This window comes from Bradyrhizobium sp. 23AC, from assembly GCF_054863025.1.
This window is the reverse complement of sequence record NZ_JAVAYN010000028.1, coordinates 57,818-78,809: the sequence shown is the minus strand read 5'-3', so window position 1 is coordinate 78,809 and position 20,992 is coordinate 57,818. Positions and strand designations below refer to the sequence as shown.

Here is a 20,992-nt window from a genome sequence, read left to right as displayed (position 1 = left end):
GCAGCGGCATCGCGCTCGGCTTTTGCCACGGCTTGAACCTTGAACTCCTCGACCGCACCGGCCATCTCGCCGATCTCGTCCTTACGGCCGAGACCCGGCAGCACCACGTCAAAATTACCCGAGGCGAGCTCACGCATCGCCTTGCACATCGCGATCATCGGACGCGAGATGCCGGTGCCGAGCAGGAAGGCGAGGAACGCACCAAGCAGCGTACCGCCGATGGCGAGCATCAGAACCAGTTGCTCGGTCTGCCCGATGGTCGCTTCCGACTCCGTGTCCAGCCGCTGCTGTTCGGCGACGAGGTCCGCCTTCATGGCGGTCGCGCCTTGCAGGATCGCACCGGCCGAGCCGCTCATCTCGGTGACGAGCCCGTCGACCAACTTGGCGTTGGCGATCAGCTTCTCCAGCGCCTCGCGATAGGCGCCGAGGATGGTCTTGGCCTCCTTCAGGCCGGCGACGACCTTATCGTCCATGGAATAGACCGCGCCGAGCGAGTTCTCGACGAATTTCAGCCGCGCCAACGCGCTGGTCGCGATTGCCTGATCGGACGTCAGCACGAAATTGGTGGCTGCAGCACTCGCGGTTTGGAACTGAGCGTTGACCTGCTTGGTGCCGAACTCGATCGCCTGCGCCTCGGAATCGGACGCGTTGTTGCCGACGTCGTCGAGCTTGTACTTCAGGAGATTGGCCTGGCGCTGCAACTGGTTCTGCACCAGCAACGTGCTGTCACGCTTGGCCTGCAGAACCTTGCCGAAGGTTGCGGAGAAATTCGCGAACTCCTTGGCGAGCTTGTCGAGACTGTCCTTCCGCGCTGCGGTCTTGGCGTTCTTGACGGCCTGGTCGATGGCATTCTTCAGGCTGGCCTCGGCCTCGAGCGCCGCCTTGGCGTCATCTTCCTTGCTGGTCACGACGAAATATTTGACGGCCGAACGGTAGCCGAGCAGCTCGCGGTCGATGTTGCGGGCGAGGTCCGCCTCCGACACGCTGCTGCGATAGGACCCGACCCCGGCCGAGACTCGCTCGAAGCCGAAATAGGAGAAGGCCATGCTGCCGGCGGAGATCACCAGCACGACCGCGAAACCCAGGATGATCTTGGCGCGGAACCTCAGGGTGGGAAATATTGTGCGCTTTGACGGCGACGCGATACGCCCGGACATTCCCACCCCCATTATTTATTCCAAACAGCCGCGATCCGAAGGCGCCCCGCCTCCCCGACCGCATGCGCAAAACTAAGGCAGAATCGTCAAGGGGCGGTAAATTCCTCCGGCCCGCAATCCCGGGCTGCGCGAGCCAGACCGGCAACTTCCAGTCCGGACCGGACACCGCGCGACTTGTTGCGGCTAGAATGAAAAAGCCCTACTGTTTTCGGCACTTGGCGGCAGATCTTGGCGACAGACCAAGCCGGTCCTTGAGGAGAGAAACGAAGTGGGGCAGGCCGATCTTCGGTTTGGCGGTTCGTCCGGCGTTGCGGTCGCGAAATCGAAAGCTCCGACCGTCGACGAGGCCGTTGCCGAGCTGGTCGCCCAGCTTCCGTCGGACGAGCTGGCCCTGGTCCTGGTCTTCCTCTCCCCCCGATACGATCCTCATCGGTTCATCGCCGAGATCACGACACACTTTGCAGACACGCCGGTCTGCGGTTGCACGACGGCAGGGGAGCTGGCGCCGGACGGCTGGGACGAGAACAGCGTTGTCGCGATGACGTTCAGCCAGGCCGACTTCAACGCCGTGGTCCGGCCGATCCTGAATCTCGCCAATTTCCACGTCGAGGACGGCCGCCGGATCGGCAGCGAGCTTCGCCACGAGCTGTTGCGGACGACCTCGGAGGTCGGCGGCCGCAACCCGTTCGGCCTGGTGCTCATCGACGGCATGTGCCGTCGCGAAGAAGCTGTGATGTCCGCCCTCTATGCCTCGCTCGACAATATCCCGATCGTCGGCGGGTCGGCCGGCGACGGCCTGCGCTTCGAAAGGACCTGGGTGTTCTTCGACGGCAAGGCCCACACCGACGCGGCTCTCCTCATTCTCCTCAACACGTCGCTGCCGTTCCGCGTGTTCAAATGCGACAATTTCGAGCCGACCGCACAGAAGTTGGTGGTCACCGAGGCCGATATCGAGCAGCGCGTCGTCAAGGAATTGAACGCGGAGCCTGCCGCCGCGGAATATTCCCGTGCAGTCGGAATCATCGACGCCAAGCTCGACCCGTTCTCCTTCGCATCTCATCCGGTGCTGGTCCGGGTCGGCGGCTCCTATTATGCGCGGTCGATCCAGCGCGTCGATCCCGACGGCTCGCTGCGCTTCTTCTGCGCGATCGATGAGGGCATGGTGCTGACGACGGCAACCTCGTGCAGCCTGGTCGGAGCCACCCGCGACGCCTTCGCGGAAACCCGTGACCAGATTGGTGACGTCTCTCTTTATATTGGCTTCGAATGCCTGCTACGCCGGCTGGATGCCGAGCAGCATCAGCTTTCCCGCGAAATGTCCGAGCTGTACCGGCAGAACCGCGTCGTCGGATTCCATACCTACGGCGAACAGTTCGGCTCGATGCACGTGAACCAGACCTTCACCGGCGTCGCCATCGGCAGGCGGCCGACGTAACGGAGCCGACGTGGCAGAGACCTGGCAGGATGCCGAAACGATCGAGCAGCTTCGGCGGGAGTCCGTCAAGCTGAAGAAGATCAATGCGGCGCTGATGTCCCGCGTCGAGCGGTCGATGGATCAGCAGCTCAATGCGTTCTCGCTGTTCGAAACCGCAATTGCGCTCGACCATCAGATTCGCGACCGGACGCATCAGTTGCGGGATGCTCTGCGTTCGGTCGAACGGGCCAATGAAGGCCTGTACCGCGCCAAGCAGCAGGCGGAAGCTGCAAGCTCGCTGAAATCGTCCGTGCTGATCTCGGTCACCCACGATCTCCTCCAGCCGCTGAACGCGGCGCGCCTGACCCTGTCGGCGCTCACCGAGATGATGGAGTCGCAGGAAGCGGGCCTGCTCATCGACCAGGTCGACCGGTCCCTGGTCACGCTGGAAGACCTGCTGCGCTCGCTTCTGGAGATCGCGAAGCTCGATGCGGGCGCGCTCCGGCCCGACGTGCGGCCGACTGCGCTTGGGCCGCTGCTCGACCAGCTCCGCGACGAGTTCGAGCCTATCGCCTGGAGGCAGGGACTGTCCCTGCGCGTCCGCACCTCGCCGCTCGCGGTCCTGTCCGACCCGATGATGCTCCGGAGAATCCTGCAAAACCTGCTTGCGAACGCGATCCGCTATACTCGCAGCGGCGGCGTCATCATGGGATGCAGACGTCGTGGCGATCGCATCGCGATCCAGATCTCCGATACCGGACCCGGAATTGCGCAGGCGCAGCAGGAGGCGATCTTCCGGGAGTTCCAGCGCGGCGACGCGAGCGCGACCGACCAGGCCGGCTTCGGTCTCGGTCTTTCGATCGTGCGCCGCTTCGCGACGGCGCTCGGGCACGAGGTGCGGCTGTCCTCGCATCTCGGCCGGGGATCGACCTTCGTACTCGACCTGGAGCAGGCCGATCGCGCTGATGTCAGCGACGATCTCCAGGAAATGAAGCCCGCCGATCTGCACTATGGCGCTCTGGGAGGGGCCAAGATCCTGCTGATCGAGAACGACGCCTCGGGCGCGGAGGCGCTGGCCGCCTTGCTGGAGGGATGGGGCTGCGATGTCGCGACCACGAGATCCGCCGCGGACGCCGCCCAGCGTTTGAGTGAGCTAGGCGGCTCGCCGGACGCCATCATCGCCGATCTCCATCTCGATCACGGCGAAAGCGGATTGTCGGCCGTCGAGGGAATCCGGCGCCAGTTGAACTCGGACGTGCCGGCGATGATCATCACCGCGGATTATTCCGAAAAGGCTGCGGCGGAAGCCAGCCGCTATGGGCTGGAAGTGCTGAAGAAGCCGATCAGGCCGGCGGAAATGCGCGCACTGCTGTCGTTCCTGCTGAGCTAGTTCATCACCCCGCGCCGCATCGACGACGAAAGAGGGCTGCATCATGCTTGCGGATCGGTCCGGGCGCGGTCGCGCTTCGCGACAGCTCCGGAGCCCGCCAGCGTCGCGAAATCGATCTTCGACATTTCGACGATCGCCTTGGTGCGGCTCAGCACGTTCAGCTTGCGCAGGATATCCGAGACGTGAACCTTCACGGTGGTCTCGGAGATCTTCAGCTCGAAGGCGATCTGCTTGTTCTGCAGGCCGCGCTTGAGCATTTCAAGAACGCGCAATTGCTGCGGTGTCAGATCGTGAAGGCGCTTCAGGAGCTCCTGGGCCGCGATCGGCGAACGCTGCGGGCGGGCCAGCGCGCGAAAGGCGGCCGGCAGACATACCGCGCCGCGGACGACTTCGCTGATCGAATGCGCCAGCTCCTGCTTGGACGAGGATTTCAGGATGTAGCCGGATACGCCGAGCGACAATGCGCCCGAAATGATCTGCGCGTCCTGGTGCCCCGACACGATGACGACGGGAATGCGCGGAAACGCCTTGCGGATGCGGATGATACCGGACAGTCCGGTCGTCCCGGGTATCGACAGGTCGAGAAGAATGAGGTCGACATCGGGTCTCGACGCCAATAACTCGAGTGCACCGTCGATCGAGGTGGCCTGAAGCATATCGGCATCCGGCGTCGCCATTTGCAGCGCCCCCTCGAGCGCCTCGCGAAACAGCGGATGATCCTCGACAATCAGAAACCGCATCAGATTTGGGCCGTTCCCAACTCGTCACCGAAGTCAGCGATCAGAGCGGCGAGCATGCCGTTGCCGGAGCAATCCTGCTTGATCCAGATCAAGTCGGGCCAGCAGCTCATTGCGGCCTCCCCCGATCGATCCTCGCATGGGGCCGCTGCCGCGGATCCGGCAAGTCGACCTTGCCGATCTCGACGATCGCCTTGTTGCGGCTGAACAGTCCGAGCTTGCGCAGGATCTCGGTGATGTGCGCCTTCACGGTCGATTCGGCGAGTTGAAGCTCCTGCGCGATCTGCCGGTTCGGATAGCCGCGACGAAGCAGATCGAGCACGCGAAGCTGCTGCGGCGTCAGCTCGCGAAGCTTGACCCTGAGTGCCTTGCTGCTGTCGGCCCGCTTCCGCTGCGGCTGCGCCACGAAATCCTTCGGCACCGACACCGATCCGCCGAGGACGCCTTCGATCGATTGCGCGAGCTCCCGCTTGGACGTGGATTTTGGCAGATAGCCGGCAGCACCCAGCGCCAGCGCCTCGCGGACCACATGCTGATCCTCCTCGCTCGAGACGATGGCAACCGGCAGGCGCGGATAGGCCTCGCGCAGCCTGAGAAAGCCGGAGAAACCGGTTGCATCGGGAAGCGAGAGATCGAGCAATGCAAGGTCGATCCCCCGCTCGACCGAAAGAACCCGCAAGGCGTCCTCGATCGACATCGCCTCCAGAATGCGGGCCTCCGGCAGCGCCAACCGCACGGCATTGCCGAGCGCCTCGCGAAACAGCGGATGATCATCGATGATCAGGAAGCTGGTCATGGCACCTTCCCCGGGGTCCATCGCGCGGGCGCATCCATCGGACGTTGGTGCCGATGGATGCGAAACGGACCCTAGAACATCTCCGCGATGCCCTCCGGTCAAGACCATTCAGTCGTTCGATTCGGTCTGAACCGTCAGCAGAAAGGCGTAGATGCTGTCGAACTGGCCATCGGTGAAGACCTCTTTCCAGGACGGCATGCCCTTGGCTGGACGCCCCTCATGCACCGTGGTCAAGAATTTCTCTCGCATCTCGTCGCCGTAGCGGTGACGCAGCAGCCTCAGATCGATCTTCCGCTCGCTCTGGATCGCGTCGGGACCATGGCAATGCGCACAGGTGCCGTTGAAGATCTCCTTGCCCTGACCGACAGCTTCGGCATTTGACGCCAGCGCGTCGCCCTTGGTCTCGGTCGCGACGACGTTGGCCACTTGCGCCACGCCGGTCCCGGCTCCGGTCGTGGTTCCCGCCGGCGTCTGCACGGCGCTGAGGCGGAGAGGCTGACCGGTCGGCAGGCCATACTTCATCTTGAGGTCGGCGATGGTCCGCTCGAGGTCCGGCAAAACCGCATCGATCTGGTCGCGCAGCTCTGTCGAGGCCTTCGCGAAGCCGATCGCCGCGTCCCACGACAAACCTTCGCCTTCGGTGAGCTGAACGCGATAGCGATCCTGGTAGACGGTCTTGTTCAGCCAGCCGGCCACGGGCCCCCAGATAAAGGCGACGTCGGCCTTGCCCCGATCGAGCGCCTGCATGCCTTCCTCGGGCGACAGCACCGTCACCTTCTGGATATCGTCACGCGTCGCCAGGAGGTTTTGCGGTGTGCTGGCGAACTGCACGGCGACCCGCTTGCCCCGGAGATCGTCGACCCCTGAGATCGTCCGGTCCTTTGCGGTCACGAGGGCGTAACCTTCACGCGCAACCGTGCTCGAGAAGATGACGGCTGGCCCCATGAAATCCTCGGAGCGCGGCAGGCCGATCATGGCGTCGCACTGCTTGCCGAGCAGAGTGACGCGGACGGTGCGCTTGCCGAAATACGACTTGTACCAATCGTAGGCGATCGGCCGGCCGAGTGCCCGCGCCAACGCCTGCCCGATCTCGACATAGAAGCCGGGTTGCGAGGGGCTGTTGCTCGAGAACGGAAGATTGGTCGGATCGGCACAGAGCCGGAACGGCTGCACTTCGTCCGCTCGGCCTATGGCGGCCGGCACGATGAGCGCGGAGCCGGCAATGCATGCAAGTAAAGCTGCGATGGCGCGACGTCTGCTGTGGCCAAGGCCAGAACGAATTGGGCGCATCTTCACCTCCCGTGGTTGGGCATCGTTGGCGTGACGTTGCGACAAGGCCTGGCCTCGGCCGCAACGACGCGATCACACTTTGGGAAAAGAGCGCGTGTATCCCGTCACTTGGGGATACACGCGCCAGTGGTCACTGGACGGAGAACACGAAGAGCGAGCCGCCCTCGGGAGCTGCAGCCGTCATCTTCTTGCCAACCTCGCCCAGGAACGCGGGCAGCGCTGCCGTACGGCCGACGACGATAGCGACGTATTGCTTGCCGTCGACCATGTAGGTCACAGGACCCGCACCGATGCCGGAGCCGAGATTCTTGCTCCAGAGCATTTTGCCGGATTTCGCATCGATGGCGCGGAAGTCGCCATGGATGTTGCCGGCGAACACCAGGCCCCCACCAGTGGTCAGCGTACCGCCATTGAAAGGCAGGTCTTCCTTGATGGACCAGACTTTCTTCTGGTTGACGGGATCCCAGGCCACGAGTTCGCCGAGGAAGCCGCCGGGGCCTTCCTTGGTCGGGAATTCGGCGCCGAGATAGAACACGCCGCGCTTGTAGGCGACGTCACTGACCGACCAATCCATGCAGACATTATTGGAGGGAATGTAGACGAGGCCGGTCTGCGGATTGAACGACATCGGCTGCCAGTTCTTGCCGCCGATCAGATTGGGGCAGATGTCCTTGGCGGGATGGCCCGGGCCCGGACGCTTGTCGGGATCCTCGACCGCCCGCATGGTGGCAAGATCGAATTTCTGCGCCCAGTTCGAGAAGACATACTTCTCCGCCGAAAGAACCTTGCCGGTCTCGCGGTTGGCGACGAAGAAGAACCCGTTGCGATCGGCCTTCATCAGCGCCGGAACGTTGCTGCCGCCGATGTTGAGGTCGGCGAGCACGGCCTCGTTCACGCCGTCATAGTCCCAGGCGTCGGCGGGTGTGGTCTGGATATGCCACTTGATCTTGCCGGTGTTGGGGTCGAGCGCGAGCGTCGAGGCCGTGTAGAGGTTGGTCAGCTTGCCGAAATCGCCGTTGCCGGTCGAGCGCACGGCAGTGTTCCACGGCCCGGGATTGCTGGTGCCCCAATACACGGTATCGGTCTTGGGATCATAAGAGCCGACCAGCCAGGCCGCGCCGCCGCCATGCTGCGCGGAATCGCCCTTCCAGGTATCGCCGCCGGGCTCCTCCGGCGTGGGAACGGTAAAGGTCTGCCAAGCGAGCTTGCCGGTGTTGATGTCGAAGGCCTGAAGCGCGCCGCGCACGCCGTACTCACCACCGCCGAAGCCGGTGATGACCTTGTCGCGCACGACCAGTGGCGGTGAGGTGATGACCGAGCCCTGCTTGTAATCGACCACCTTCGCCGTCCACAACGCCTTGCCCGTCGCAGCGTCGAGCGCGGTCAGCTTGCCGTCGAGCCGGCCGACGAAGATCTTGCCGTCGGCGTAGGAGACGCCGCGATTGTTCACGTCGCAGCAGGCGTATTGCAGCACGTCGTCCGGAATCTCCGGCTCGTAGGTCCACTTGCGCGCGCCGGTCGCAGCGTCGAGCGCATAGACGTATTTCGGCCCCCATGAGGTCGAGACGTACAACGTGTTGCCGATGACGATCGGCGAGGATTCGTTCGAGCGCAGCGATGCAAGCGAGAACGAATAGGCAAGCGACAGCTTGCCGGCGTTCTCCGCGTTGATCTGGTTGAGCGGGCTGAATCGCGTGTTGGCGTAGTCGTGGCCCGCGACCGCCCATTGATTGGAATCGGATTGCGCTTTGAGCAGTGAATCGTTGGCGCGAACGCCAACCGTGCCGGTGCCCAGCATCGCGATCATCGAAATGCCGGCCAAGAAGCCCCTCGTTCCAAAGGTCATTTATTCCCTCCGTGATGTTGCTTTGCGCGCCACGTTGGGCGCCGATGCGCTTTGCGCATTTCGATACGCAGTTCACCTGCGAACCATCACGGAAATTACAGCATCGCCTTTTCGCGCTTAGTATAGGCGGAAGGTAGTAGTGCAAATCACTGTCAGGCTTGGCCACTCATCTCGTTGTCGGCACTCGCTTCTTGTCGCTCGTTGGCCGCTCGAAACCGCCGATCGGATTGCGGCAACATCGTGTAGCCATCCGCGCGTTCCGTCGAAAGTCGGCATCAGTCACGACCGCAAATCACGACGGCGGTTCAACCGCGGCGGATGACCGCTGGGCGTTACGATATCCGTCAATGTCGCCGTGTGGTTGTCGCTCGCTGTGACCGGCAGGCCTTCAGCACGACGGTGGCACTCGGTTCGCGAAGCCATCTCGAGAATTCGGTTGGCTCTTCGCATCCACTGATCGCCAGGGAGGAGAGGCGGACTTGGGCAGTCCGCCTCTCGGCAGGCCCCGCCGAGTCGGCCCGGCCCCTGATGAATCGATGAACGCTTCAATAATATCAATGGCTTATCGCGCAAAATCCTACTACCAAGATCGCGATTACAAAGTTGCCCGGCCGTGTTCCTATTTGCGGAACGACGACAGGAGTCCCAAGGGAGAGACAATCGGCGGCGCTGGACCGACATCCGCGGGCGAGCAGCCTTCGCGCGATGGCAGAGGAGGACGCCGCGGAAGACGAGAGACCATCTCCCCGCAGGTTTCGGACAGGTCGCGCCATGCACTGGCTGCGGCACGGATCGCTGCTGTCTGATCGCGGCGCCTCGACGACCGTTTCGTGACGCCCGGCGACCCAAAATCCCAGTTGCAAAGTTTCATCGCGCTGTTTCTAATTGGAATAACTACAAACATTCTGGGAGGACGACACCGTGTCTACAGTCAAACTGACAGTGAACGGCAAGGCCGTTGCTGTCGACGTCGAGGACCGCACGCTGCTGGTCCAACTGCTGCGCGATCACCTCAATCTCACGGGGACCCATGTCGGCTGCGACACCAGCCAGTGCGGCGCCTGTGTCGTGCACATGGACGGCCGCGCGGTGAAATCCTGCACCATGCTGGCGGGCCAGGCCGACGGCGCCAGCATCACCACCATCGAAGGCATCGCCAAGGGCGACGAGCTGCACCCGATGCAGGCCGCCTTCCGCGACAATCACGGCCTGCAATGCGGCTATTGCACGCCGGGCATGATCATGTCGGCGATCGACATCGTGCACCGCCATGGTGGCCAGCTCGACGAAGCCACCGTCCGCACCGAGCTGGAAGGCAATATCTGCCGCTGCACTGGTTACCACAACATCGTCAAAGCCGTGCTGGATGCAGCCGGGCGCATGAAGGTCTCGCAGGCGGCCGAGTAAAGCGGCGCGCCTCGAAAAGAGCCACGGCTGCAGCTTTCGAGGGAAAGCGCGGTCAAAGAAATTTCCGGTCGGGAGGACCAGACATGGGTGTTGAAGGCATCGGCGCGCGAGTCGTGCGCAAGGAAGACAAGCGTTTCATTACCGGCAAGGGCCGGTACGTGGACGACATCAAATTGCTGGGCATGACCCATGCCCATTTCATCCGCAGCCCGCACGCACACGCCAAGGTGAAGGGGATCGATTCCTCCGCCGCGCTGAAGATGCCGGGCGTGGTCGCGGTGCTCACGGGCCAGCAGATCGTCGACGACAAGGTCGGCAACCTCATTTGCGGCTGGGCCATCACCTCCAAAGACGGCAGCCCGATGAAGATGGGCGCATGGCCGGCGATGGCACCGGAGACGGTGCGCTTCGTCGGTCAGGCCGTCGCGGTCGTGATCGCGGACAGCAAGAATCTGGCGCGCGATGCTGCGGAAGCCGTCGTCGTCAATTACGAGGAACTTCCCGCGGTCGCCGACGTCCACGCCGCGATCAAATCAGGCGCCCCGCAGCTTCACCCCGAAGCTCCCGGCAACCAGGTTTATGACTGGGTGATCGGCGACGAGGGCGCCACCGATGCAGCCTTCGCCAAGGCCGCCAATGTGGTCAAGCTCGACGTCACCAACAATCGCCTCGCCCCGAATGCGATGGAGCCGCGCGCGGCGATTGCCGATTACGACGCGGCCGAAGAGCATTTCACGCTCTATACGACCTCGCAGAACCCGCATGTCGCCCGCCTCGTGCTCTCGGCGTTCTACAACATCGCCCCCGAGCACAAGCTGCGCGTGATCGCGCCCGACGTCGGCGGCGGCTTCGGCTCCAAGATCTTCATCTATCCCGAAGAGATGGTGGCGCTGTGGGCCTCCAAGAAGATCGGCCGTCCCGTGAAATGGACCGGCGACCGCACCGAGGCCTTCCTCACCGACGCGCATGGCCGTGACCATGTGACCCATGCCGAGATGGCGTTCGACGCCAACAACAAGATCACCGGCCTCAAGGTGAAGACTTACGCCAATTTCGGCGCCTACATGTCGCTGTTCTCGTCGTCGGTGCCGACCTATCTCTACGCGACGCTGCTGTCGGGCCAGTACAACATCCCGGCGATCCATGCCGAGGTGGTCGGGGTCTACACCAACACCACGCCGGTCGACGCCTATCGCGGCGCCGGGCGCCCCGAGGCGAGCTATCTGATCGAGCGGCTGATGGAAACGGCGGCGCGGCAGCTGAAGGTCGATCCGGCCCAGCTGCGCCGGACCAACTTCATCACCCAGTTCCCGCATCAGACGCCTGTCATCATGGCCTATGACACCGGGGACTTTAACGCTTCGCTCGACGCTGCCATGAAGGCGATCGACTATGCCGGCTTCCCCGCCCGCAAGGCCAAGGCGAAAGCCGACGGCAAGCTGCGCGGCATCGGGGTCTCCTGCTACATCGAGGCCTGCGGCATCGCGCCGTCGAAGGCGGTCGGTAGCCTGGGCGCCGGCGTCGGCCTGTGGGAATCGGCCGAGGTGCGCGTCAACCCGGTCGGCACCATCGAGATCCTCACCGGATCGCACAGCCACGGCCAGGGTCACGAGACCACGTTCTGCCAGCTCGTCGCGGAGCGCCTCGGCGTCCCCATCAGCCAAGTCTCGATCGTCCATGGCGACACCGACAAGGTGCAGTTCGGCATGGGCACCTACGGCTCGCGCTCGGCGGCCGTCGGCCTCACCGCTATCCTGAAGGCGATGGAGAAGATGGAATCCAAGGCCAAGAAGATTGCGGCGCATGCGCTGGAAGCTTCCGAGGCCGACATCGTCATCGAGAGCGGCGAGTTCAAGGTGACCGGCACCGACAAAGCGATTGCCCTGCCGATGGTCGCCCTTGCGGCCTATACCGCGCACAATCTGCCTGACGGGATGGAGCCGGGTCTGAAGGAGAGCGCCTTCTACGATCCGACCAACTTCACCTTCCCGGCCGGCACCTATATCTGCGAGCTCGAGGTCGATCCCGGCACCGGCAAGACCTCCTTCGTCGACTTCGTCGCAGCCGACGATTTCGGCCGGCTGATCAACCCGATGATCGTCGAGGGCCAGGTCCATGGCGGCCTTGTTCAAGGCATCGGACAGGCGCTGCTCGAGCACGCGATCTACGATGCCAACGGCCAGCCGGTCACGGCTTCGTTCATGGACTACGCCATGCCGCGCGCCGACGACGTGCCCTCCTTCAACCTCTCCCACACCACGACGCTCTGCCCGGGCAATCCCCTGGGCATCAAGGGTTGCGGTGAGGCCGGCGCGATCGGCGCCTCTGCGGCCGTGATCAACGCGATCACGGATGCGATCGGCAAGAACAATCTGGAAATGCCCGCAACCCCTGACCGGGTGTGGCGCACGATCCACGCGGCTTAAGAGGAGGAACGAAGATGTACCAGACCACCTATCATCGCGCTTCCTCGGTCGACGAGGCCGCAAGCCTGTTCGCTAAGGGCAGCGAGTCAAAGTTCCTTGCCGGCGGCCAGACGCTGCTTCCAGTCATGAAGCAGCGGCTCGCCAGCCCGTCCGACGTCATCGACCTCGGCAAGATCAAGGAGCTGCAGGGCGTCGAATTATCCGGCGACACGCTGACCATCAAGGCCGCCACGATCTATTACGACATCATGACCAATGCCGATGTGAAGAAGGCGATTCCCGCGATCGCCTATCTCACCTCGGTGCTCGGCGATCCCGCCGTGCGTTACCGCGGCACGATCGGCGGCTCGATCGCCAACAACGATCCCGCCGCGGATTTCCCCGCCGCACTGCTCGCGCTCGGCGCCACCGTGAAGACCAACAAGCGGTCGATCTCGGCCGAGGACTTCTTCCAAGGCCTGTTCACCACGGCGCTCGAAGACGGCGAGATCATCACCGCCGTCTCGTTCCCGGTTCCGGCGAAAGCAGGCTACGAGAAGATGCGGCATCCGGCCTCGCGCTTTGCGCTGACCGGCGTATTCGTCGCGCAGACCAAGTCGGGCGACGTTCGCGTCGCCGCGACTGGTGCCTCGCAATCCGGTGTGATGCGGGTTCCTGCGATTGAAACCGCGCTGAAGGCGAACTGGTCGCCGTCGGCGATCGACAGCGTCAGCATTTCGGCGAACGGATTGCTGGCCGACATCCACGGCACTGCCGAGTACCGCGCCAACCTCGTCAAGGTGATGGCGCAGCGCGCGGTGGCCGCGGCGCGCTGATAGCGCCTCGACACAAATTTTCCGCGGCGCGCACTTCGGTGCGCGCCGTTTTATTTTGGCGGTGCGGCATCAAAAGCGCTTGCCTCGCTGGCATGAAGGCGAGAAAAGTTAATCAGCCGATTAACTCGCTCCAAAGAAGAATGTCAGCGGCGATTGCCGAACCATCGGCATCCGCCCGCGACCCGAGGAAACAACAACGTGCTCGATAAATCAGCGCCCACCTCGACCGTCCGCGCCTCCGGCCCGCTTTCGGGCTTCCGCATCGTCGAATTCGCCGGCATCGGCCCTGGCCCGTTCGCCTGCATGATGCTGGCGGACATGGGCGCCGACGTCGTCACGCTCGACCGGGTCGGCGCGAAGAAGAGCATGAAGTCGGTGGCGGGGCGCGGCCGCAAGGTGATCGAGCTCGACCTGAAGGACAAGGCGGCGATCGCAGAGGTGCTCGACCTGCTTGCCAGCGCCGATGCGCTGGTCGAAGGCTTCCGTCCCGGCGTGATGGAGCGGCTCGGGCTCGGGCCGGACGTCGTGCTCGCACGCAATCCCAAGCTGGTCTTCGGCCGCATGACCGGCTGGGGCCAGGAAGGCCCGCTCGCCAATGCCGCGGGCCACGACATCAATTACATCTCCATCACCGGTGCGCTTGCCGCCATCGGCACGAAGGAAGCGCCGGTGCCGCCGCTCAATCTGGTCGGCGATTTCGGCGGCGGCGCGCTCTATCTCGTCGTCGGCGTGCTTGCAGCCCTGCTGGAAGCGCAGCGATCCGGCAAGGGCCAGGTCGTCGATGCCGCGATGTGCGACGGGGCGGCCTCGCTGATGTCGTTCTTCTTCGACATGACGACGCTGGGACGCTGGACCGAGGGGCGCAACCAGAACTTCCTCGACGGCGGCGCGCATTTCTACGGCGTCTATGAATGCGCCTGCGGGCACTTCGTCTCGATCGGCTCGATCGAGCCGCAGTTCTACGCGCTGCTGCGCGAGCATGCGGGCCTGACCGACGCCGATTTCGACGCGCAAATGAACCCCAAGGCCTGGCCGGCGCTGAAGGAGAAGCTGAAGGCGGTGTTCAAGAGCAAGACGCGCGAGGACTGGTGCAAGATCATGGAAGGCACCGACATCTGCTTCGCGCCGGTGCTGACCATGTCGGAAGCAACAAAGCATCCGCACATGGTCGCCCGCAACGTGTTCGTCGAGCGCCACGGCGTGAAGCAGCCCGCGCCTGCGCCGCGGTTTTCGCGGACACCGTCGGCGGTGCGTGAACCGGAGGCGGCGGAGATCGGGGCGGTGATGCAGGCGTGGAAGAGGTAAGTCTCGCGCCGGCACAAGATCGCGTAGGGTGGGCAAAGGCGCGCAGCGCCGTGCCCACGTCTTCGCATCAATTGTGCAGGACGTGGGCACGCTTCGCTTTGCTCACCCTACGGCAGTGTGCGTGAGGCTAGAACCTACGCCGCATCCACCTTCAACACCCCGCGCCGGATCTGATCCTCCTCGATCGATTCGAACAGGGCCTTGAAATTGCCCTCGCCGAATCCGTCGTCGCCCTTGCGCTGGATGAACTCGAAGAAGATCGGGCCGATTGCGTTGGCCGAGAAGATCTGGAGCAGCACCTTGGTCTGGCCGCCCTCCACCACGCCTTCGCCGTCGATCAGGATGCCGTTCTTCCGGAGACGCGCGAGGTCCTCGCCATGCTCCGGCAGGCGCGCGTCGATCCGCTCGAAATAGGTCTCGGGCGGCGACGGCATGAAGGGCAGGCCGGCGTCGCGCAGGTCTTCGATGGTGCGGTAGATGTCGCGGCAGCCGCAGGCGATGTGCTGGATGCCCTCGCCGCGATAGGTCTTCAGATATTCCTCGATCTGGCCGGAATCGCCGGCGTCCTCGTTGATCGGAATCCGGATCTTGCCGTCCGGGCTGGTCAACGCCCGCGAGAACAGGCCGGAGGCGCGGCCCTCGATGTCGAAGAAGCGGATCTGGCGGAAGTTGAACAGCTTCTCGTAGAAGCCGGCCCAGACATCCATGCGGCCGCGATGGACGTTGTGGGTGAGATGGTCGAGATAGAACAGGCCGGCGCCGGCAGGCCGCGGATCGCGGGCGCCGAGCCATTCGAACTCGGCGTCATAGGCCGAGCCCTTGGCACCATAACGGTCGACCAGATACAGCAGGCTGCCGCCGATGCCCTTGATCGCGGGCACGTCGAGCGTCTTCCGCGTCGATGACACATCGGCAGGCTCCGCACCGAGCGCGATCGCGCGGTCATAGGCCGCTTTCGCATCGACGACGCGGAATGCCATCGAGGGGGCGCAGGGCCCGTGCGCGACGACGAAGTCGTAACCGTGGGTGCCGGGCTCCTCGTTGACGAGATAGTTGATGTCGCCCTGGCGGTAGACCGTGATCTTCTTGGTCTTGTGGCGCGCGACGGGCGCATAGCCCATCAGCTTGAACAGCGAATGCAGCTCTTGCGGATTGGGATGCGCATATTCGACGAATTCGAACCCGTCGGTGCCCATCGGATTGTCGGCGCTAACAGTGGCCGGCGGTGCATCGTGCGGAAACGGCCCCATAGATGGCTCTCCCAAATTGCTGCTGGGAGGAACTATCCTTCATGGGGCCCGCAATGAGCGTGCAAACGGGACGGCGTTTGGCTATCATATGCACGATCCGTGCATGAAATGGACAAACGACGCATGATTTCGGTTGACGCCTTCGACGTCAGGATCCTGGGCGCGCTCCAGGACGATGGCCGCCTCACCAACCAGGAGCTCGCCGACCTCGCGGGACTTTCGGCCTCGCAATGCTCGCGCCGGCGGATGCGGCTGGAGGAAGAGAGGGTGATCGCAGGCTATCACGCCGATCTCTCCAGCGAGGCGCTCGGCTTCGGCGTGGTCGCCTTCATCCAGGTGACGCTTGCGACCCACTCGCCGGATAATTCCAAGCGGTTTCGCGCATTGGTTGGCCGCATCGACGAGATCCAGGAGGCCTATTCGCTCACCGGTGACGCCGACTACGTGCTGAAGGCGGTGCTGCGCGATCTCAAGGGGCTCTCCAACCTTGTCAACGACGTCTTGATGCCGCATCAGAGCGTGGCGCATGTCCGCTCTTCCATCGTGCTCGACAGGCTGAAGGAGAGCTCGCGATTGCCGCTCAAAGAGATCAAGGCCGGCTGAAATCGAGGGAACTACGTCATTCGCGCTTCCCGCGCGATCTGCGATGATCCCAGCCAATCCGGAGATTCAGCCATGGCCCTCCAGCTTCGACCGAACTGCGAATATTGCGACCGCGACCTGCCGCCTGATGCGACGGATGCGCGGATCTGCTCCTACGAATGCACGTTCTGTGCGGATTGCGTCGAGACCAAGCTGTCCAACGTCTGCCCGAACTGCGGCGGCGGTTTCGCGCCGCGCCCGATCAGGCCGACGCAGGAATGGCGGCCGGGTGTCTGCACGAGCAAGCAGACGGCGTCTGACAAGCGGGTGCATTTGAAATACAGCGTCGAGGACGTCGCGGCACATTGCGCGCGGATACGGGACGTGCCGCCGGAGAGGCGGTAGATCTCGTAGGGTGGGCAAAGGCGCGTTAGCGCCGTGCCCACGTCATCGATATGGTGGGCACGCTTCCGCCGTCGCTCATCGAGCTATGGCGGACAAGTCGCTTTGCCCACCCTACGGAACCGGAACGCGCGGCTACTCCGCCGCCAAGATCGTCCCTTCCACCTCGCCGAAGCCGACGCGATAGCCATTCCCCTGGCACCAGCCGCGCATCACAAGCGAATCACCATCCTCGAGGAACGAGCGCTTGGCGCCGCCGGGCAATTCAACCGGCTCGGTGCCGTTCCAGCTGATCTCGAGCAAGCTGCCGCGCTGGTTCTTCTCGGGACCGGAGATCGTGCCGGACCCTAAGAGATCGCCGACATTCATGGCGCAGCCGGAGGAGGCATGGTGCATCAGCTGCTGCACCGACGACCAGTACATGTATTTGAAATTGGTGCGGCTGATGCTGGCGGGCGCGTTGGCGCCGGTGGCGCGCAAGGAGACGTCGAGCTCGACATCGTAATTCTGCGGCTTGCCCTGCCTGAGATAGTCGAGCGGCACCGGCTGCTGCTCCGGTCCGTTCAGGCGGAACGGCTCCAGCGCCTCGCGCGTCACCACCCACGGGCTGATCGAGGTCGCGAACGCCTTGGCGAGGAACGGGCCGAGAGGCACATATTCCCATTGCTGGATGTCGCGCGCGCTCCAGTCGTTGAGCAGCACGAAGCCGAAGATCATCTCTTCGGCCTGTTGCTCGCTCAGCATGCCGCCCATCGGAGAGGGCTGGCCGATCACGACACCCATCTCCAGCTCGAAATCGAGCCGCTTGCAGGGGCCGAAGCTCGGCACGTCCACATTCGGCGGCTTCAGCTGCCCGCGCGGTCGCTTCACCTGGGTGCCCGACACCACGACAGTGGAGGCGCGGCCGTTGTAAGCGATCGGCATATGCAGCCAGTTCGGCTGCAGCGCATTGTCCTTGCCGCGGAACATCACGCCGACATTGGTGGCGTGCTCTTTCGAGGAGTAGAAGTCGGTATAGCCGGAGACGGCGAAGGGCATGTGCAGTCTTGCATCGCGCATCGGCACGAGCGCGCGGCTGCGCAGCTCCTCATTGTCGCGCAGCTCCGGATGATCGGCCCGCAGGAGCTCGCTGATCCGCGCCCGCGTCTTGGTCCAGACTTTTGGCCCGAGCGCCATGAAAGGATTGAGCGAGGGCCCGGAGAACACGCCGAGCGGACCGACATCGAGCCGGGAATCCTGCTCGAGCTCCCAGAGATCGAGCACGTAATTGCCGATGGCGACACCAACCCGCGGCGTCGGATTGGCCGCTGTCGAGAACACGCCATAGGGCAGGTTCTGGATCGGGAAGTCGGAGGCGGGATCGATGTCGATGAAGGAGCGAAGGCTGGGATCGTTGGGATGGGGCATGGGTTTCCCGTTGCACAGCGGTGACGGTGTCACCCTCCCCTGGAGGGGGAGGGTCGGCTCATATTGAGCGCAGCGAAATATGGGACGGGGTGGGGTGATCTCTCAACACGGGCAGCGTTCCTCGCAGAGAGACCGTCACCCCACCCGCTACGCATTCCGCTTCGCTGCATGCGTAACGACCCTCCCCCTCCAGGGGAGGGTAAGAGGGACTACGGCTTGTTCGGGTCGAACCGCTTTTCGAGTCCCTTCCAGCAATCCGCGTAATCGTCCTGCAGCGTGGACGCGTTCGCGGCGTGCGCGGTGACGCGCTGCGGGTAGCGGGTCTCGAACATGAAGGCCATGGTCCCCGTCAGCTTCACCGGCTTCAATTCGCCATTGCTGGCATGCTCGAAAGCATCGCGGTCCGGGCCGTGCGGCAGCATGCAATTGTGCAAGGAGATGCCGCCGGGGACGAAGCCTTGCGGCTTGGCATCGTAGACGCCATAGATCAGGCCCATGAACTCGCTCATGATGTTCATGTGATACCAGGGTGGACGGAAGGTGTTGTCGGCGACCATCCAGCGCTCGGGGAAGATCACGAAGTCGATATTCGCGGTGCCTGCGGTCTCCGACGGCGAGGTGAGAACCGTGAAGATCGAGGGATCGGGATGATCGAAGCCGATCGCACCAACCGGCGAGAAGGTGCGCAGATCGTATTTGTAGGGCGCGTAATTGCCGTGCCAGGCGACCACGTCGATCGGCGAATGCGGCAAAATGGTCTTGAACAACGAGCCGCCCCATTTCACGTAGAGCTCGGTCGGCGTGTCCTTGTCCTCGTAATGCGCGACCGGCGTCAGGAAATCGCGCGCGTTGGCGAGGCAATTGGCGCCGATTGGCCCGCGCTCCGGCAGCGTGAACGCACCGCCATAGTTCTCGCAGAGATAGCCGCGCGCCGGCCCGTTCGGAATCTCGACGCGGAACTTGACGCCGCGCGGGATCACCACGATCTCGCCGGGCTCGGCATCGATGCGGCCGAACTCGGTGACGAGGCGCAAATTGCCCTGCTGGAGCACGAACATCAGCTCGCCGTCGGCATTGTAGAAATGCTGATCCACCATCGACTTGGTGATGAGGTAGACGTGCGCGGCCATGCCGGCCTGCGTATTCACATCGCCCGCCGTCGTCATGGTCTGCACGCCCTGAACGAAGGTCACCTCGTCCTTCGGAAGCGGCGTCGGGTCCCAGCGCATCTGCGCGATCGGCAGATCGTACTCATGGCATGGCGCCGAACGCCACAGGCCGGCCTCGACTTTCTCGAAGCGGCCGGAATGCTTCACGGAGGGACGGATGCGATAGAGCCAGGAGCGCTCATTGGTGCCGCGCGGCGCAGTGAAGGGCGAGCCGGACAATTGCTCGGCGTAGAGCCCGTAGGCGCAGCGCTGCGGCGAGTTGCGCCCGATCGGCAGCGCGCCCGGCAGCGCCTCGGTCTCAAAGCTGTTGCCGAAGCCGGACATGTAGCCCGGCGTTACCTGCGCCGAGCTTCGGATGATCTGATCAGGCGAGGTGTTGATGTTCATCACTATCCTCCTCCTTGCAGGGCTGCCCACATTTCCTGGTCGCGCTTGTCGGTCCAGATCACGGGGTCGTCGATCCCCGACGCCTCGTCAAAGGCGCGCGACACGTTGAACGGCAGGCAGTGCTCGTAGATGGCGAAGCTATGGAATTTCGGATCCATCACCTCGCGGGTCGCCGCCATCGATTCCTTCAGCGTGCGCCCCTTGGCCACCGAGATTTCGGCAGCGCCGTAGAGCGAGGTGACGAAATCGCGCGTCATCGCGATGGCCTCGCGCACCGTGGCCGTGCCGTTGAGCGCATCACCGCGGCCCGGCGCGATCGCCTTGGGATTGAAGTTGCGGATCTCGTTCAGCGTCATCGGCCATTCGCGCAAATGCGCGTCGCCGCAATAGCAGGCCGAATGATATTCGATGAGGTCGCCGGAGAACATCACTTCGGCATCAGGCACCCAGGCGACGATGTCACCGGAGGTGTGGCCGGCCCCGAGCTGCATCAGCCGCACTTCGCGCTTGCCGAGATAGATCGACATCTCGCCTTCGAAAGTCAGTGTCGGCCAGGTCAGGCCGGGGATGCTCTGCGCGTCCTGGAACAGCCGCGGGAAGCGGCCGTATTCGGAATCCCAATCCTGCTTGCCGCGCTCCTCGATCAATCGATAGGTCTCTTGCGAGGCGACGATGCCTTGCGCCTTGTAGGCGGAGGCCCCTAGCACGCGCACGGCATGATAGTGCGACAGCACCACATATTTGATCGGCTTGTCGGTCACAGTGCGGACGCGCTCGATCACCTTGTTCGCCATCGCCGGCGTCGCCTGCGCGTCGAACACCAGGCAGCCGTCGTCGCCAACGATCACGGCGGTGTTCGGATCGCCCTCGGCGGTAAAAGCATAGAGATCGGTGCCGATCTCGGAGAAGGTGATCTTCTTCTCGGAGAGATCGCCGGTGGATGCGAAGTTCTTCGCCATCAATTCGTCCTTTGAGTCTTTTGGGTTATTGTTGTTGCTGCTGTTGTTGCTGCTGGCCGTCGATCATGCGGCGCTTGGCAAGCTCGACCGCCTCACGCAGCACATCGATGTCGCCGATATGGTTGGCCAGGATCAGCACCAGCGCCGCATCGAAATCGGCGCTCTGCTCCTCGGTGAGCCCGCGATGCGCCTCGACGATGGCGCGAAAGGCATCGTCCGGCCGCGCAAAGTTGGAGCTGGTAGACAACGGCAT

General features: G+C 63.7%; 18 protein-coding genes. 8 read left to right on the top strand and 10 right to left on the bottom strand.

All coding sequences use genetic code 11. The features are described 5' to 3' along the window. Positions 1-1,157 (bottom strand): HAMP domain-containing protein (locus RAD10_RS37970; RefSeq protein ID WP_461621466.1); only part of this gene is annotated, 1,157 nt, incomplete at its 3' end. A gap of 268 nt (positions 1,158-1,425) precedes the next feature. On the opposite strand from RAD10_RS37970, the gene RAD10_RS37965 reads away from it, so the two are divergent. Together RAD10_RS37965 and RAD10_RS37960 are read left to right on the top strand one after the other, a co-directional pair. Then, positions 1,426-2,592: an FIST N-terminal domain-containing protein gene (locus tag RAD10_RS37965; RefSeq protein WP_461621465.1), complete on the top strand. Its 1,167-nt coding sequence runs from the start codon at positions 1,426-1,428 to the stop codon at positions 2,590-2,592. Between the two features lie 10 nt (positions 2,593-2,602). Continuing rightward, positions 2,603-3,961: a hybrid sensor histidine kinase/response regulator gene (locus RAD10_RS37960; protein ID WP_461621464.1), complete on the top strand. Its 1,359-nt coding sequence runs from the start codon at positions 2,603-2,605 to the stop codon at positions 3,959-3,961. Positions 3,962-4,002: 41 nt separating this feature from the next. Here the strand turns inward: RAD10_RS37960 and RAD10_RS37955 are convergent, their stop codons facing one another. The 4 genes from RAD10_RS37955 to RAD10_RS37940 form a co-directional block, all read right to left on the bottom strand. Continuing rightward, complete coding sequence (locus RAD10_RS37955) at positions 4,003-4,701, bottom strand: response regulator (RefSeq protein WP_461621463.1); 699 nt, start codon at positions 4,699-4,701, stop codon at positions 4,003-4,005. 106 nt (positions 4,702-4,807) lie between these two features. Continuing rightward, positions 4,808-5,494 carry a response regulator gene (locus RAD10_RS37950; RefSeq protein WP_461621462.1) on the bottom strand — a complete coding sequence of 229 codons (687 nt, stop codon included), beginning with the start codon at positions 5,492-5,494 and terminating at the stop codon, positions 4,808-4,810. A 108-nt stretch (positions 5,495-5,602) separates the two neighbouring features. Beyond that, complete coding sequence (locus tag RAD10_RS37945; protein ID WP_461621461.1) at positions 5,603-6,784, bottom strand: c-type cytochrome; 1,182 nt, start codon at positions 6,782-6,784, stop codon at positions 5,603-5,605. 130 nt (positions 6,785-6,914) lie between these two features. After that, positions 6,915-8,630, bottom strand: a complete 1,716-nt coding sequence (locus tag RAD10_RS37940) for a PQQ-dependent methanol/ethanol family dehydrogenase (protein ID WP_461621460.1) — start codon at positions 8,628-8,630, stop codon at positions 6,915-6,917. A gap of 921 nt (positions 8,631-9,551) precedes the next feature. Here RAD10_RS37940 and RAD10_RS37935 point away from each other — a divergent pair. From RAD10_RS37935 to RAD10_RS37920, 4 genes are all read left to right on the top strand, one after another. Next, positions 9,552-10,037, top strand: a complete 486-nt coding sequence (locus RAD10_RS37935; RefSeq protein WP_018321562.1) for a (2Fe-2S)-binding protein — start codon at positions 9,552-9,554, stop codon at positions 10,035-10,037. 83 nt (positions 10,038-10,120) lie between these two features. Further along, positions 10,121-12,463 carry a xanthine dehydrogenase family protein molybdopterin-binding subunit gene (locus RAD10_RS37930; protein ID WP_461621459.1) on the top strand — a complete coding sequence of 781 codons (2,343 nt, stop codon included), beginning with the start codon at positions 10,121-10,123 and terminating at the stop codon, positions 12,461-12,463. Between the two features lie 14 nt (positions 12,464-12,477). Further along, positions 12,478-13,278: an FAD binding domain-containing protein gene (locus RAD10_RS37925; RefSeq protein ID WP_461621458.1), complete on the top strand. Its 801-nt coding sequence runs from the start codon at positions 12,478-12,480 to the stop codon at positions 13,276-13,278. A 198-nt stretch (positions 13,279-13,476) separates the two neighbouring features. Further along, positions 13,477-14,583, top strand: a complete 1,107-nt coding sequence (locus RAD10_RS37920) for a CaiB/BaiF CoA transferase family protein (protein WP_461621457.1) — start codon at positions 13,477-13,479, stop codon at positions 14,581-14,583. A 134-nt stretch (positions 14,584-14,717) separates the two neighbouring features. On the opposite strand, the gene hppD is transcribed toward RAD10_RS37920, so the two are convergent. Continuing rightward, positions 14,718-15,833, bottom strand: coding sequence for a 4-hydroxyphenylpyruvate dioxygenase (gene hppD / locus RAD10_RS37915; RefSeq protein ID WP_461621456.1), 1,116 nt, complete (start codon positions 15,831-15,833; stop codon positions 14,718-14,720). A 123-nt stretch (positions 15,834-15,956) separates the two neighbouring features. Between hppD and RAD10_RS37910 the strand changes: the two genes are divergently transcribed. Beyond that, entirely contained in the window at positions 15,957-16,436 is a 480-nt protein-coding gene (locus RAD10_RS37910) for an Lrp/AsnC family transcriptional regulator (RefSeq protein WP_461621455.1), read from the top strand. A 72-nt stretch (positions 16,437-16,508) separates the two neighbouring features. Further along, complete coding sequence (locus RAD10_RS37905; protein WP_461621454.1) at positions 16,509-16,820, top strand: DUF1272 domain-containing protein; 312 nt, start codon at positions 16,509-16,511, stop codon at positions 16,818-16,820. Positions 16,821-16,952: 132 nt separating this feature from the next. Here the strand turns inward: RAD10_RS37905 and fahA are convergent, their stop codons facing one another. The 4 genes from fahA to RAD10_RS37885 form a co-directional block, all read right to left on the bottom strand. After that, positions 16,953-18,224, bottom strand: coding sequence for a fumarylacetoacetase (gene fahA, locus RAD10_RS37900; protein WP_461621453.1), 1,272 nt, complete (start codon positions 18,222-18,224; stop codon positions 16,953-16,955). Between the two features lie 209 nt (positions 18,225-18,433). Beyond that, entirely contained in the window at positions 18,434-19,780 is a 1,347-nt protein-coding gene (hmgA, locus tag RAD10_RS37895; protein ID WP_461621452.1) for a homogentisate 1,2-dioxygenase, read from the bottom strand. A 2-nt stretch (positions 19,781-19,782) separates the two neighbouring features. Next, entirely contained in the window at positions 19,783-20,739 is a 957-nt protein-coding gene (locus tag RAD10_RS37890) for an MBL fold metallo-hydrolase (protein WP_461621451.1), read from the bottom strand. Positions 20,740-20,764: 25 nt separating this feature from the next. After that, entirely contained in the window at positions 20,765-20,992 is a 228-nt protein-coding gene (locus RAD10_RS37885; RefSeq protein ID WP_461621450.1) for a DUF2783 domain-containing protein, read from the bottom strand.